Annotated in this window: 3 protein-coding genes; 2 read left to right on the top strand and 1 reads right to left on the bottom strand. The window is 64.9% G+C overall.

Annotated features, from left to right (window positions below; translation table 11 throughout):
* Nucleotides 1–168: 168 nt before the first annotated feature.
* Complete coding sequence (locus tag ABDW57_RS26565) at nucleotides 169–672, top strand: hypothetical protein (protein WP_343733146.1); 504 nt, start codon at nucleotides 169–171, stop codon at nucleotides 670–672.
* A 3-nt stretch (nucleotides 673–675) separates the two neighbouring features.
* On the opposite strand, the gene ABDW57_RS26560 is transcribed toward ABDW57_RS26565, so the two are convergent.
* A complete protein-coding gene (locus tag ABDW57_RS26560) occupies nucleotides 676–1212 on the bottom strand; it encodes a UPF0149 family protein (RefSeq protein ID WP_343733145.1) in 537 nt (178 codons plus the stop codon).
* 279 nt (nucleotides 1213–1491) lie between these two features.
* On the opposite strand from ABDW57_RS26560, the gene ABDW57_RS26555 reads away from it, so the two are divergent.
* Nucleotides 1492–15468, top strand: a complete 13977-nt coding sequence (locus ABDW57_RS26555; protein ID WP_343733144.1) for a hypothetical protein — start codon at nucleotides 1492–1494, stop codon at nucleotides 15466–15468.
* The last annotated feature ends 69 nt before the right edge of the window (nucleotides 15469–15537 follow it).

The following is a 15537-nucleotide window of genomic DNA, read 5'->3' as shown; positions in this document are numbered from 1 at the left end:
GTGATCAGCGCCGTCATGCATAAACTCGCACACCTCATTTATGGCGTGATCCATACCGGCAAGCCTTTTGATCCCAATTACCTGTCAAAAGGCCTTGCTATTCAAGACGGTATCTGACCCCGAATTGTGATTCGGGCTAGAATGCGGAAAAATTAATGAGGAGAAGTTATGAAGTCTGTTGCCGCATTCCTGATCTCGACCCTGCTGGCTGGCGCCGTTCACGCGGCTACGCCCAACCCGGACGCCGCCCAAATCAAGGCGGCGCATGATCTGCTGGCCGCCATGCAGGCCGAGAAGATGATGCGCATGACCGCCGGCATGAGCAAATATGCCTCGCCCGAGCAGCGCAAGCAGGTGATGGATAAGGTCATCAAGCTGCAGCCGGAATTCGTCTACAACAAGCTGGCCACGCCGGTGGCCAAGCTGCTCAGCACCGAGACGGCGCTGGAAATGACCCGCTTCTATCAGTCCAGTTACGGCAAGAAGATTCTGCAAGACACCTACAACAGCAGCGCCCAGCTTTATCCCAGCACCCCGAAGCCGACTCCGGCCGAACAGGTGGAATTGAAGAAGCCAGCCTATCTCAAGGCGGAGAAGGAGTTCAAGGCCAACGAGCAGGCCATCCACCATGAAACCTTCGTGCTGCTGAAGGAAGTCATCAACGGCAAGTGAGTCTCAGCCGCAGCACTTCTTGAATTTCTGTCCGCTGCCGCAAGGGCAGGGATCGTTGCGGCCGACCTTGGCCGCTTTCGCCTGCGGCACATGGAAGAAGGCGTTGATCTGGATGACGGACGGCGCCACCCTGGCGGCGTTGACCGGCGCCGTGAACGGCACCAGCAGCGCCGGCTGCTGCGCGCGCAGCGGCGCCCAGGCGTCAGCTGCCAGCTGTATGCCGGCCATGAAGCCGGCGCACCACGCCTCGGCGGTCCAGTTGCCGCCGCATTCGTAGATCGGCTCGAAACTGGCCGGGTCTTTCTGCATCCACGTCTGCATGTAGGCGTGATGGCGCAGCACCAGCGCCTGCGCTTCGGGACTGCCTTGCGCGCCGCCCCACACCAGCGGCAGCCATGCTCCCTGCGCCACTTCCACTGGACCGATCACCAACGCGGTCAGCAAGCCTTCCAGCGCGGACACGTCCATCGATTGCGGCCCGATGGCCAGCAGCAGTTCGTCAAGTTGATCGTATTCGTCGTCGTTCAGTGGGGTGCTCATGGCGGCTGTGTGTGCGGTGAAAAGCCGCCATTGTACCTAGCTGGCTTTGAAGCAGGCAGGCGCGCCATCGGGAGGTTTGTAATCGTTCTGGCAAAGTTGATTTTTTTCTCTGTTGTTTTCCTTTTCTCTGACACATTTTCTGTTCCTAGGTTCAACTTTTTTCTTGGTAAATCAGCTACATAAATGCTAATTTGGTTCCTTTCCGACCGACCCAAAGATGGCGGCGGAGCGTTGCCAGACAGTAGATCAGACGCAAAAACCAATATTCAGGGAAAAATCATGGGAAATGTAATCAACGGCACGAACGGCCCGGACACGCTTAACGCCACTGGCAGCGGGGACACCCTCAACGGCCTCGACGGTAACGATTTTCTGACCGGCAAAGCTGGCAACGACGTCATCAACGCTGGCGCCGGTAACGATTACATCAACGTCCGCGGCGGCGGCTCGGATACGGTAGACGGCGGGGAAGGACTGGACCGTGTTTCCTACTACAGCACGGCCGGCCAGCTGAAAGTCGATCTGGAAGCGGGCACTGCCGACGATGGCAACGGCAGCAACGCCATCGATCACCTGACCAGCATCGAGCGCATTACTGGCAGCGCCGGCTTTGGCGACATCATCACCGGCCGCGCCGATACCGATGAGACCCTCCAGGGGAACGCCGGCAACGACACGCTGGACGGCGGCATCGGCGGCAGCGATACCACCAGCTACTACTTCGCTGTGGGCGGCGTGCAGGTCAACCTAGCCGCCGGCGTCAGCAGCGGTGCCGACGGCAACGACGTGCTGAGCAACTTTGAAAACATCGAAGGCAGCCGGTCCAACGATATGCTGATTGGCGACAGCGGCGCCAACATTCTTTCCGGCCTGGACGGCGACGACCAACTGCTCGGCGCCGGCGGCAACGACACCCTGATCGGCGGCGCCGGCAATGACCGCGCCATCTACACCGGCAACCGCAGCGATTACACCATCACCATGCTGGCCAATGGCGATGTCACCGTGCAGGACAACCGCGACGGCGCGCCGGACGGCATCGACACCGTGCGCGGCGTCAAATACCTGCAGTTTGTCGACACCACCTTGGTGGCGGTGGCCCAGGCGCAAGTGGTCAACGGTGACACCGCCGGCGCGCAGCTGTCGCAGGCATCGGTCGTGCTGAACGGCACCGGTGGCGCCGGCGCCAATGGCTACGTGACGGTGTTTCGCGGCAGCGATGCCAGTGGCGACGGCATCTTCGTGCGCCTGTTTGACGAGGACGGCCAGCCGCGCAGCAACGATATCGCGGTCAACACCACCACCACCGGCGACCAGCGCGTGCCTGGCGTGGCGGCACTGGCCGATGGCGGCTTCGTGGTGATCTGGGACAGTACCCCGGAAAACTACCCATACACCAATCAAGCCCTGCAGGAAATCAAGCTGCAGCGCTTCGATGCGGACGGCAACAAGGTGGGCAGCGAGGTGGAGGTGAACACCACCACGGACTTTATGCAGCGTTTCCCATCCGTTACCGGCACTGCGGATGGCGGCTATCTGGTAGTGTGGCAGTCGCGCCATGAGAGCGGCGGTACCAGCACCGGCATTTACGCCCAGAAATTCGACGCCGCCGGCGCCAAGAGCGGCGATGAAATGCACATCAACACCACCGTGAACGGCAATCAGCAGTTGCCGCTGGTGCGCCAGATTGCCGATGGCAGCATGGTGGTGGTCTGGCAGGGTACGCTGTCGAGCGGCGCCAACGGCTTTGCCCAGCAGTTACTGGACGCCAGCGGCAACAAGATCGGCGTCGAGCAAATCGTGTACACCGCCCCGGCCGGCGCCGTCATCAATTTCACGCGCGAGACGCCAGTCGAGAATGGCTATGTGCTGACCTGGACCATGACCCTGGCCAACGGCAGCGGCGCCGTCATGGCGCAAGTGTTCAACCTGGACGGCACGGCGCGCGGCAACGCCTTCACGGCCGCCGCCGGCGAACGCTACCGCGGCAGCGATGTGATCGAAACCTACAACGGCGACATCATGCTGGTGTGGGATGTCACCCACGGCAATGGCAGCAGCGAGGTGGTCGGCCGCAACTTCAACGCGGCCACCGGCGCCGCCAGCGGCGCGCTGTTCCGCGTGAGCGACGACATCACCAGTATCAACGCCAGCTATCCAACCCTGAGCGCCAGCGGCAACGGCGACATCATGGTCAACTGGAGTTCGCTGGTCACGCCATCCACCAGTGGCAGCGGCGGCGTGTTCCAGCAACTGATCAACGGCAATGGCGAGCGCGAGTATGGCGTGTTTGACACCGGCGCGGCGCCGGCCGCCACCACCTTCACGGTGCAGACCGTGGCCGGCGGCGCTATGCCGCAGGTCAACTCGCTGGGCGAATATGTGCTGGGCGCTGCGCTCAACAGCGGCGATACCGTCAGCGGCCAGCATCTGGCCCTGAATGGCACGGCCGCATACGGCAGCCGGATCACCATCTATGCCGGCGACACCGCCCTGACCACGGTCAGCACCGATGACACCGGCAAGTGGTCGGCCGACATCAAGCAGCTGAGCGACGGCGTGTATCACCTGACGGCGGTGGTCAGCGATCTGTTTGGCCACGCCAGCGCGCCAAGCGCGGGCTTTGACCTGACCATCCAGAGCGTGGCCGCCATCAACGGCACCAGCGGCGACGACAATGCCCAGTACTGGTACAACAACGGCGCCACCAGCGGCGCCCAGACCCTCAACGGCGGCGACGGCAACGACACCATGGACGGCGGTGGCGGGGCCGACACCCTGAACGGCGGCGCCGGCAACGACACCTATGTGTGGAAATACGGCGCGGTGATCAATGAGGATGCCGACAGCGGCACCGACACCATCCTGTCCGAGTATGGCATGGCGTTGCCGGACAATGTCGAGAACATGACCAACACCACCAGCGCCAACAACGGCATGTTCGGCAATGCGCTGGACAATGTGCTGAAGGGCGGCAGCGGCAGCGACTTCATCGATGGCGGCGCCGGCAACGATACGCTGTGGGGCAATGCTGGCAATGACAACTTCCTGGGCGGCGACGGCAACGACTCCGAACTTGGCGGCGACGGTGAAGACTATTTCATCGGCGGCGCCGATGATGCCGGCAACGACCTGATCGACGGCGGCGGCGGCAACGATTACTTCAACCTCTCGACTGGCCAGGACACCATCCTCGGCGGCGCCGGCGACGAGGACCGCCTGTTCACCAACATTCCCGGCGCCACGCATGGCGTCAACATCAACCTGGCCACCCAGGTGATAGTCGATAATGGCTTTGGCGAGAGCGGCGTCATCAGCGGCATCGAGCGGGTGGAGGGCACGGCATTTGCCGATACCGTGATCGGCAGTGGCGTCGACGAAGACTTCCACAGCCATGGCGGCAATGATTCCTTCGATGGCGGCGCCGGTTCTGACGCCTTCATCTACGACGGCAGCGCTGCCTTCACCGGCAGCCTGAGCACCGGCACCGGCAGCAGCGCCGACGGCACGGTCAGCTTCACCAATGTGGAGGCGCTGGGCGGCGGCAGCGGCAACGACAGCCTGACCGGCAGCAGCAAGGCCGACATCCTGGGCGGCTTCCTCGGCAACGACACCCTGACCGGCCTGGGCGGCAATGACACGCTGTACGGCGTGGGCGGTGCCGATACGGCGGTCTACCGCGGCAACAAGACCGACTACATCATCACCACCAATGCCGACTTCAGCGTCACCGTGCAGGACAAACGCACCAGCGGCACCACGCTGGACGGCACCGACACCCTGTACGGCGTGCGCACCCTGAAGTTTGCCGACGGCACGACCGACTTGCGGGCGGTCGACCATGTGGTCAGCAGCAGCGCCGGCGGTTACCAGGTCTATCAGAGCACGGCGGCGCACTGGTATCGCGATGGCGGCTTCATCCAGGTGTTCCGCGCCACCGACGGCAGCGGCGACGGCCTGTACGCGCGCGTGTTTGACGAAGATGGCAACCCGTGGGGCAACGACATTCTGATCAACGCCGGCAACACCGGCGGCGACCAGCGCGCGCCGGTGGTGAGCGCGCTGCAGTTTGGCGGCTATGCGGTGGCGTATCACAGCAACGCTTCCGTCGGGGCCGGCGTCGGCAACCCGGGCTGGGATATCAAGGTGCAGATCCTCGACAACGGCGGCAATATGATCGGCGGCCCGGTCACGGTCAGCACCACCGCCGACGTGGCGCAGCGTCTGCCTAGCGTCGCAGGGCTGGATCACGGCGGCTTCATGGTGGCCTGGCAGTCGGCACAAGCTGGCGAGGATGGCCATCTCGGCGTATATGCACGCCTGTTCGCGTCCAACGGCCAGCCGTACGGTCCGGAAATCCAGGTTGGCAGCACCAGCATTTACAACCAGAGCGCACCGACCATCACGGCGCAAAACGGTAACACCGCGGTGGTGACCTGGAACGGGGTGACGCAGGACGGCCACTACGGCCTGATCGAGCAGCGCTTCGACGGCGCCGGCAACAAGCTGGGCGACGAGCAGGTGGTGTTTGCCACCAATGACAACGTGGCCACCCTGTCGGTATCGCACAGCACGCGCACTGCCGACGGCGGCCATGTGTTGACCTGGATCTACGACGCCGACGGCGCTGGCGCCGGCCAGGACGTGGTCATGGCGCGCAACTACAATGCCGACGGCGAACCGGTGGGCGAAGCGTTCGTGGTCGCCACTGCCGGCTTCCAGCGCGCCACCCAGGTGCTGGGCCTGAGCGACGGCAGCTATATGGTGGTGTGGGACGTGGAAAATGCCGATGGCAGCTCGGCCATCATGGGGCGCCGCTACAGCGGCAGCGATAACAGCACGCTGGGCGCGGAATTCAAGATCAGCAATTCCAACACCGCCGGCGTCAAGATGTTCCCGACCCTGGCCGAGTTCCAGAATGGCCAAATCGTGGTGAGCTGGGGCACGCAGGGCCTGGCCGAGCTGACCAGCAGCGGCGGCATTTACCAGCAGATCATCGACTTTAACGGCGTGCCGCTGTTCTACGCCGGCGATTCCACCGGCGTCAAGCCGGCCGCCACCACCCTGACGGTGCAAACCGTGGTGGGCGGCACCCAGCCGGTACTGGATCCGGCTTACCCGGCCTCGGCGTATTACCTGAAGGACGCGCCACTCGGCACTGGCGCCACGGTCAGCAACAGCCACCTGGTCATCAGCGGCACGGCCGCGCTGGGCGCGACCGTCACGATCAAGGACGGCACCACGGTGCTGGGCACGGTGGCGGTTGACGACGACGGCCGCTGGGCTCTCGACGTGCCGTCGCTGCTCAGCGGCAGTCACGCGTTCAGCGCCACCGTGACCAATCTGTTCGGCGTCGCCAGTGTGGTGAGCGGCACCTTCAACCTGACCGTCAACAACGCCATCGACGGTACCGCGGGAGCGGATGGTGAAAATTACTGGATCATCCGTGGCGCCAATGGCACTGCGCAATCGCTGATGGGCAAGGAAGGCAATGACACCATCAACGGCGGCGGCGGCAACGACACCCTGAATGGCGGCGCCGGCGACGATACCTACATCGTCAACAACACCGGCGTCACCATCACCGAAGCGCTGAACGCCGGCACTGATACCGTGCTGACCACGGTGGGCCTGACGCTGGCAGCCAACGTCGAGAACGGCGTCGTGCAAGGCACCACCGGCGTCGCGCTGACCGGCAATGCGCTCAACAACCTGCTGGTGGGCAGCGACGGCAACGACACCCTGAATGGCGGCGCCGGCACCGATACGCTGCAAGGCGGCAAGGGCGACGACACTTACCTGGTGGATGCGGCCGGCGACGTGATTGTGGAAGGCGGCAGCGAAGGCACCGATACCGTGCAAGTGGCCTTGGCGGCTGCCGGCACCTACATTGTCGGCAGCAATGTCGAGAACGCGATCGCCAACGGCACCGTGGCCATCAACCTGACCGGCAACGACCAGGCCAATGCGCTGACCGGTAACAGCGCCGCCAACATCCTGATCGGGAACGGCGGCAACGACACCCTGAACGGCGGCGCCGGCAACGACAGCATGAGCGGCGGCGATGGCAATGATGTGTACGTGGTGGATGCCAGCGGCGATGTGGTGACCGAGGCTGCCGACGGCGGCAGCGACACCATCCAGACCACGCTGGCCACTTACACGCTGACCGCGGCCAACGTCGAGAAACTGGCCTACATCGGCACCGGCAACTTCACCGGTAACGGCGGCAGCGGCAATGACGCTATCAATGGCGGCAACGGCGCGGACACCCTGAGCGGCGGCGCCGGCAACGACACCCTCGGCGGCGGGCTTGGCAACGATTCGCTGCTGGGCGGCGACGGCGACGATCTGGCCTACGCCAGTGGCGGCGCCGACGTGGTGGACGGTGGCGCAGGCCTGGATACCGTGGCGCTGGAAGGCAATCTTGCCGCCTACACCATCACCCGCGTGACCGGCACCGACACCCGGTTCACCAGCAAGATGACCGGCGAGAGTGTGTTGGTGCGCAACGTTGAACAAATCATGTTCAACGACCAGACCAAGACCATAGAGCTGCTGACGGCCAATACCGCCAGCCCGGGCAACGATCTCATTACCGGCAGCGAGAACAACGATAGCCTCGACGGTCTGGCCGGCGCCGACACCCTGCGCGGTTTGCAGGGCGACGACACCTACTACATCGATAACAAGGATGATGTGATCGACGAGAGCCTGGATGGCGGCACTGACGCCGCGCTGGTGGGCTTTGCCGCCGCAGGCACTTACACGCTGGCGGCCAACGTGGAAAACGGCGTGGTCACCTCGGGCGCCACGATCGCGGTCAATCTGGTCGGCAATGACGGCAACAACGCGCTGTACGGCAACGCGGCGGCCAACGGCCTGACCGGCGGCGCCGGCGACGACACCCTGGTGGGCGGCACCGGCAACGACACCATGGTGGGCGGCACCGGCAATGACCTGTTCGTGGTGACTGACGCCGGCGATGTGGTCACCGAGCTGGCCGGCGGCGGCACCGACGTGGTGGCCACCAACCTGGCGACCTATGTGCTGGCGGCCAACGTGGAAAACCTGACCTATGCCGGCGAGACGCAAACCAACGCCACCGGCAATGAGCTGAACAATTCCATGCTGGGCGGCAATGGCGCAGACACCCTGGCGGGCGGCGGCGGCAGCGACACCCTGAGCGGCGGCCTCGGCAATGACAATCTGCAGGGCGGCAGCGGCGGCGATTTGCTACTGGGCGGTGGCGGTGCCGATGTGCTGGATGGCGGCATCGGCGGCGACACCCTCAACGGCGGCGCCGGCAACGACACGCTGGAAGGCGGCCTCATCACCGACAAGATCGGCTACAGCGACGCCAATGTGGTCAGCTACGATGGCGCCACCAGCGGCGTCACCGTCAACCTGGCCAGCGGCACCGCCCAGGACGGATTCGGCAGCACCGACAAGCTGAGCAACATCAACGTCGTGGTCGGCTCGCTCCACGACGACGTCATCGTCGGCAGCAGCGCGCTGGTGTTCGAGCAGTTCGAGGGCCGCGAAGGCGACGATACCATTGACGGCGGCGCTGTCACCGATACTCTCAACCAGGAAAACAACAACCGCGTCACCTACGTGCGCGCCACCGGCGGCGTGGTGGTGGACCTGGAGCAGGGCACCGCCAACGGCGACGGCGTTGGCACCGACACTGTGCTCAACATCACCCAGGTGCGCGGCTCGGCCTTTGGCGACGAGCTGCTGGGTTCGGACAGCACCCTGACCGAGCAGTTCGAGGGCATGGCCGGCGATGACACCATCGACGGCCGCGACGGCTTTGACTTCGTGCGCTACGACAGCGCCACCAGCGGCGTCAGCGTCGACCTGGCCAGCGGTACCGCCAGCGATGGCTATGGCGGCACCGACACGCTGCTGCATATCGAAGGCGTGCGCGGCTCGGCCTTTGACGACGAGCTGATCGGCGGTAATGCGGACAACGGCGCCGACCTGCACGACGGCCTGGTGGAAGCCTTCATCGGCAACGGCGGCAACGATACCATCGATGGCGGCCAGGGTTATGACCGCGTCGACTACACCAGCAGCACGGCGGCGGTGACGGTCGACCTGGGCGCCGGCACGGCACAGGACGGCCTCGGCGGCACCGACGAGCTGCACAATATCGAAGGCGTGCGCGGTTCCAGCTTCAACGATACGCTGCTCGGCAGCGACGAGGGCGAGTTCGAATCATTCGAAGGCCGCGAGGGCAACGACAGCATTGACGGCAAGGGCGGCACCGACCGGGTGGATTACCAGCATGCCAAGGCCGGCGTGGTGGTCAACCTGACCACCGGCACCGCGGCCGATGGCTACGGCGGCACCGACAAGCTGCTCAACATCGAGGATGTGCGCGGCTCCACCTTCAACGACAGCATCACCGGCAGCGCCGGCGACAATGACCTGCAAGGGCTGACCGGCAACGACACGCTGGCGGGCGGCGCCGGCTTCGACCGCCTGGACGTGGGCACCGGCGTCGATGTGGCGGACGGCGGCGCGGATGCGGATACGCTGGTGCTGCTGGGCGACTATCAGAGCTACACCATCACCCGTCCGAACGCAACCGACCTGGTGCTGGTGAATACGCTGACCGGCGAGAACATCACGGCGCGCAATATCGAGCTGTTCGAGTTCCAGGACGGTCCACGCAGCTACGAGGACACCATTGCCAACACTGTCAGCAACTTTGGCGACTTGTTGACCGGCAGCCCCGATCCGGACCGGATTGACGGCAAGGGCGGCAGCGACACCATGGTGGGCCTGGAGGGCGACGACACCTACGTGGTGGATGTGGCCGGCGATGTGATCGTCGAGGACCTGGGCGGCGGCACGGACACGGTGGAAGTCGCCTTCACGGCGGCGGGCACCTACACGCTGGGCGAGGAGGTCGAGAACGCCAAAGTGACCGCGGGCGCCACGATCGCGGCCAGTGTGATCGGCAACGCACTGGACAACGCATTGGTCGGCAACGCCGCCGCCAACAAGCTGACCAGTCTGGACGGTGCCGATACGCTGGACGGCGGCGCCGGCGCTGACACCATGATCGGTGGCAATGGCGACGACCGCTACGTGGTGGATGTGGCGACCGACGTGGTCACCGAGCTGGCAGAGGGCGGCAACGATGCGGTGGTCGCCAAGCTGGCCACCTACGTGCTGGCTGCCAACGTGGAAGACCTGGAATACCAGGGCAGCGGCGGCTTCAACGGCACTGCCAATGCACTCGATAACCTGGTATCCGGCAATACCGGCAACGATACGCTCAGCGGCCTGGCCGGCGATGACACGCTGTACGGCTACGACGGCAACGACAGCCTGCTGGGCGGCGACGGCAATGACCAGATCAACGCCGGTCTCGGTCTCAACGTGGCGGATGGCGGTCTGGGCGACGACACGGTGCTCGTCAGTGGCACGTTCGAGGACTACACGCGCACCCGCATCTCGGCCACCGAAACCAGGCTGGTCAACAACGATACCGGTGAAACGGTCACCATACGCAATGTGGAACACGTGTCGTTCGATGGCGACGATCGCACGCTGACGGAAGTCAATTACAACCTGCAGAGCGTGGCTGACGACGTGCTGGAAGGCACTGCCGGCAACGACAGGATCGACGGCCTGGCCGGCAAGGACACCATGAGCGGCCTGGCCGGCGACGACACCTATGTGGTGGACGTGGCGGGTGATGTGATCAATGAAAGCGTGGGCGGCGGCGCCGACACGGTGGAGGTCGCCTTCACTGCGGCCGGCAGCTACACGCTGGGCGCTGAAGTGGAAACCGGCAAGGTCACCTCGGCGGCCACCATTGCGGTCAACCTGGTCGGCAACGCCTCCGACAACGTGCTGGCCGGCAATGCCGCAGCCAACACGCTGACCGGCAACGCCGGTAATGACAGCCTCGACGGCGGCGCCGGCAATGACAGCCTGCTGGGCGGCGATGACAACGATACCCTGGACGGCGGCGCCGGCACCGACACGCTGGTGGGCGGCGGCGGCAATGACCGCTACTACCTGGACGGGGGCACCGACGTGGTGGTGGAGGCACTGGATGGCGGCTACGATTACGTCTACGTCAAGGCGAACAGCTATGCGTTGACCTCCAATGTCGACTACCTGGCGTTCACCGGCACCGGCAATTTCAATGGCAGCGGCAACGCGCTTGACAACGACCTCTATGGCGGCGCCGGCAACGACACGCTCAATGGTCAGGCTGGAGACGACGCGCTGCTGGGCGGCGATGGCAACGACAGTCTGCTGGGCGGCGATGGCGATGACAATCTGGTCGTCGGCAAGGGTAGCAACGATGTGGCCGATGGCGGTCTGGGCGAGGATACCGTGTCGGTGGACGGCGATTACGATGACTTTGTATTTACGCGTACCAGCGCCACCGACACCAGGCTGGTCAACACCATTACCGGTGTCTCGGCCACGGTGCGCAACGCGGAATTTGTCTCCTTCAACGGTCACGAGCATACGATCGCGGAAATCAACTTCAACCTGCCTAGCGTCGGCAACGACGTGCTGCAGGGCACCGACCTGGCCGACAGCATGGACGGCGGCCTCGGCAACGACACCATGTCCGGCGGCCTCGGCAACGACATCTATGTGGTGGAGGTGGCAACCGATGTGGTCACCGAACTGGCCGACGAGGGCACGGACCTGGTGGAAGTGGCCTTCAAGGCCGCCGGCACCTACGCCATGACGGCCAACGTGGAAAACGCCAAGGTGACCAGCGCACTGGCCGTCAATATCACTGGCAATGCGCTTGGCAATACCCTCACCGGCAACGCGCTGGCCAACACCCTGAACGGCGGCGATGGCAACGACAGCCTGATCGGCGGCGCCGGTATCGACACGCTGATCGGCGGCGCCGGCAACGACACCTTTGTGGTGGATGTGTCCGGCGACGTGGTGACCGAAGCGGTTGGCGGCGGTACCGATCTGGTCCAAACCGCGCTGGCCGCCTATACCCTGGGCTTGAACGTCGAGCAGCTGAGCTACACCGGCAGTGGCAACTTCAGCGGCAATGGCAATGCGCTGGACAACCTGATCACGGGCGGCGCCGGCAATGACACGCTGACCGGCGGCGCCGGCAACGATACGCTGGGCGGCGCCAACTTTAATCCCGGCAACGACAGCTTGTCCGGCGGCGATGGCAATGACCAGCTGTTGGTCGGCGTCGGCACCAACGACTTTGCTGACGGCGGCAACGGTGAGGACACGTTGATCGCCTCGGGCAGCTTCAGCGACTTTGTCCGTACCCGTGTGAGCGCCACCGATACCAAATTGGTCAATTCCATTACCGGCGAGTCGTTCACCATCCGCAACGTCGAGTGGGTCCAGTTTGACGAGACGACCAAATCACTGGCCCAGATCAACGACAATCTGGTCAGCGTCGGCAACGATTCGCTGACCGGTTCCAGCGGCGTTGACTCGCTCGATGGCCTGGCCGGCACGGACACCCTGGTCGGCCTGGAAGGCGACGATACCTACGTGGTGGATGTGGCGGGCGATGTCATCGTCGAGGCGGCGGACCAGGGTAGCGACCTGGTCAAGGTGGCCTTTGCCGCAGCCGGCACTTATACGCTGAGCGCCAACGTGGAAAATGCCGCCATCACTGGCACGGCTGCCATCAACGTCACCGGCAATGCGCAGGATAACGTCCTGACCGGCAATGCGGTCGGCAACAAGTTGGCAGGCGCGGGCGGCAACGACACGCTGATCGGCGGCGCCGGCACCGACACCATGGAGGGGGGCGAGGGCAATGACGTCTATGTGGTGGACGTGTCCGCCGACGTGGTGACCGAGGGCGTGGGCGCTGGCACCGACCGGGTGGAAACCAGCGCCGCCAGCCTGACGCTGGCGGTCAACGTCGAGAATCTGAAGTACACCGGCGGCCTGGCCTTCAGCGGCACCGGCAATGCGCTGGCCAACGAGATCACCGGCGGCGTCGGCAACGACACCCTGAGCGGCGGCCTGGGCAATGACAGCCTGAACGGCGGTGCCGGCAACGACAGCCTGCTGGGCGGCGACGGCGATGACACCCTGTCGGCCGGCAGCGGCACTGGCACCGGCGATTTCATCGACGGCGGCCTGGGCAGCGATACCGTGAACCTGGCCGGCAACTTCAGCGCCTATACCCGCACCCGCGTATCGGCCACCGACACCAAGCTGGTCAACAACGCCACCGGCGAAGTGCTCATCATCCGCAATGTCGAGACGGTGCACTTCAACGATGGCGACAGGGATCTGGCTGCGGTCAATGACAACCTGGCCAGCGCCGGCAACGACAACCTGACCGGCACGGACGGCAATGACGCGATGAACGGCGGCACCGGCGCCGATACCATGGCTGGCGGCCTCGGCAACGATACCTACACGGTGGAGGTGGCTGGCGACGTGGTGACCGAACTGGCCGACGAGGGCATCGACACCGTCAACGTGGCGTACGCCGCAGCGGCCACTTACACCTTGGGCGCCAACGTCGAGAACGCCACGGTGACCAGCGCCGTGGCCATCAACCTGCTTGGCAATGCGCTGGACAACATCCTGACCGGCAACGCCGTCGGCAACAAGCTGACCGGTGGCGCCGGCAACGACACCCTGGTGGGCGGCGCCGGCGTGGACACCCTGGACGGCGGCGACGGCAACGATGTTTATGTGCTTGATGTCGCTGGCGACGTGGTGACCGAGGGCGCCAGCGCCGGCACCGACCGCATTGACACCAGCGCCGCCAGCCTGACCCTGGCGGCCAATGTCGAGAACCTGAGCTACACCGGCAGCCTGGCCTTCAGCGGCACTGGCAATGCGCTGGACAACGAAATCCAGGGCAGCAGCGGCAACGATACCCTGGGCGGCGGTGCGGGCAACGACACCCTGCGCGGCGGCGTCGGCAACGACAGCCTGCTGGGTGGCGATGGCAACGACGAGCTGTATGCCGGCACCGGCACCACCGACGTGGTGGATGGCGGCGCCGGCGACGACAAGGTGTACGTGGCCGGCAATTTCGCCAGCTATACCCGCACCCGCGTATCGTCCACCGACACCAAACTGGTCAATGTCAACACCGGCGAGTCGCTGACCATCCGCAACGTTGAAACCGTGCACTTCAATGACGGCGACAAGGCGCTGGCGGCAGTGCAGGACAACGTGGCCAGCCCGGGCAACGACACGCTGACCGGCACCGATGGGAATGACGTGCTGAACGGCGGTGCCGGCATCGACAGCCTGATCGGCGGCCTGGGCGACGATACCTATGTGGTGGACGTGGCCGGCGACGTGGTAAGCGAACTGGCGGACGAGGGTACCGACACCGTCAACGTGGCCCTCATCGCTGCCGGCAGCTACACGCTGGGCGCCAACGTCGAGAACGGCACGGTGACCGGCACGCTGGCCATCAGCATCGTCGGTAATGACCTCGACAACGTGCTGACCGGCAATGCCGTGGCCAACACCCTGACCGGCGGCATCGGCAACGATACGCTGATCGGCGGCGCTGGCAACGACACCATGCTCGGCGGCGCCGGCGACGACCTGTACGTGGTCGACGTCAGCACCGACGTGGTGACCGAAGCCGTGGGCGCCGGCACCGACCGCGTGCAGACCGCGCTGGCCACCTACACGCTGGGCAACAACGTCGAGAACCTGAGCTACACCGGTACGGCGGCCTTCACCGGCACCGGCAATGCGCTGGCCAACGAGATCCGCGGCGGCATCGGTGCCGACAAGCTGCTGGGCGGCGCAGGCAGCGACACCCTGATCGGCGGTGCCGGCAACGACACCCTGACCGGCGGCACCGACAGCGACACCTTCGTGCTCAGCAGCGCCACCGGCGTCGATACCATTGCCGACCTGTTCAGCGGCAGCGACAAGATCAGCATCAGCCAGGCCGTGCTGGCCATCGGCGATGGCGACAACGTGGTGGAGGATGGCGTGGTGCGCGCGGCGACGGGCGGCTTCTCGGCCGACGCCGAACTGGTGATCTTCACGCCAAACACCGGCGGCACCACGGAGGCCACTGCGGCTACCCTGATCGGTTCGGCCACCGGCAACTACACGCTGGGCCAGCAGGCGTTGTTCGTGGTGGACAACGGCAGCAACAGCTATGTCTACCTGTTCAAGTCCAACGGTACCGATGCCGCGGTGTCGAGCAGTGAGCTGACGCAGATTGCCATTCTGACCGGCAACGCTGCTACCGCGCTGACCGACTTCCAGTTCGTCGCCTGACGCACTGTCGCCCTCCTGCGTGTGGCAACGCACGCAGGAGGGCATTTCCTCCTTTGCATGCGCCCCGGC

The organism is Duganella sp. (genome assembly GCF_039595735.1).
Lineage (GTDB): Bacteria > Pseudomonadota > Gammaproteobacteria > Burkholderiales > Burkholderiaceae_D > Rugamonas.
The sequence above is the reverse complement of the archived record's forward strand: the minus strand, read 5'-3'. Positions and strand labels throughout refer to the sequence as shown.

Excerpts from the sequence above, each read along its gene's own strand:
- ABDW57_RS26565 (WP_343733146.1), top strand. The coding sequence starts at position 169 with ATGAAGTCTGTTGCCGCATTCCTGATCTCGACCCTGCTGGCTGGCGCC.
- ABDW57_RS26555 (WP_343733144.1), top strand. The coding sequence starts at position 1,492 with ATGGGAAATGTAATCAACGGCACGAACGGCCCGGACACGCTTAACGCC.
- ABDW57_RS26560 (WP_343733145.1), bottom strand. The coding sequence starts at position 1,212 with ATGAGCACCCCACTGAACGACGACGAATACGATCAACTTGACGAACTG.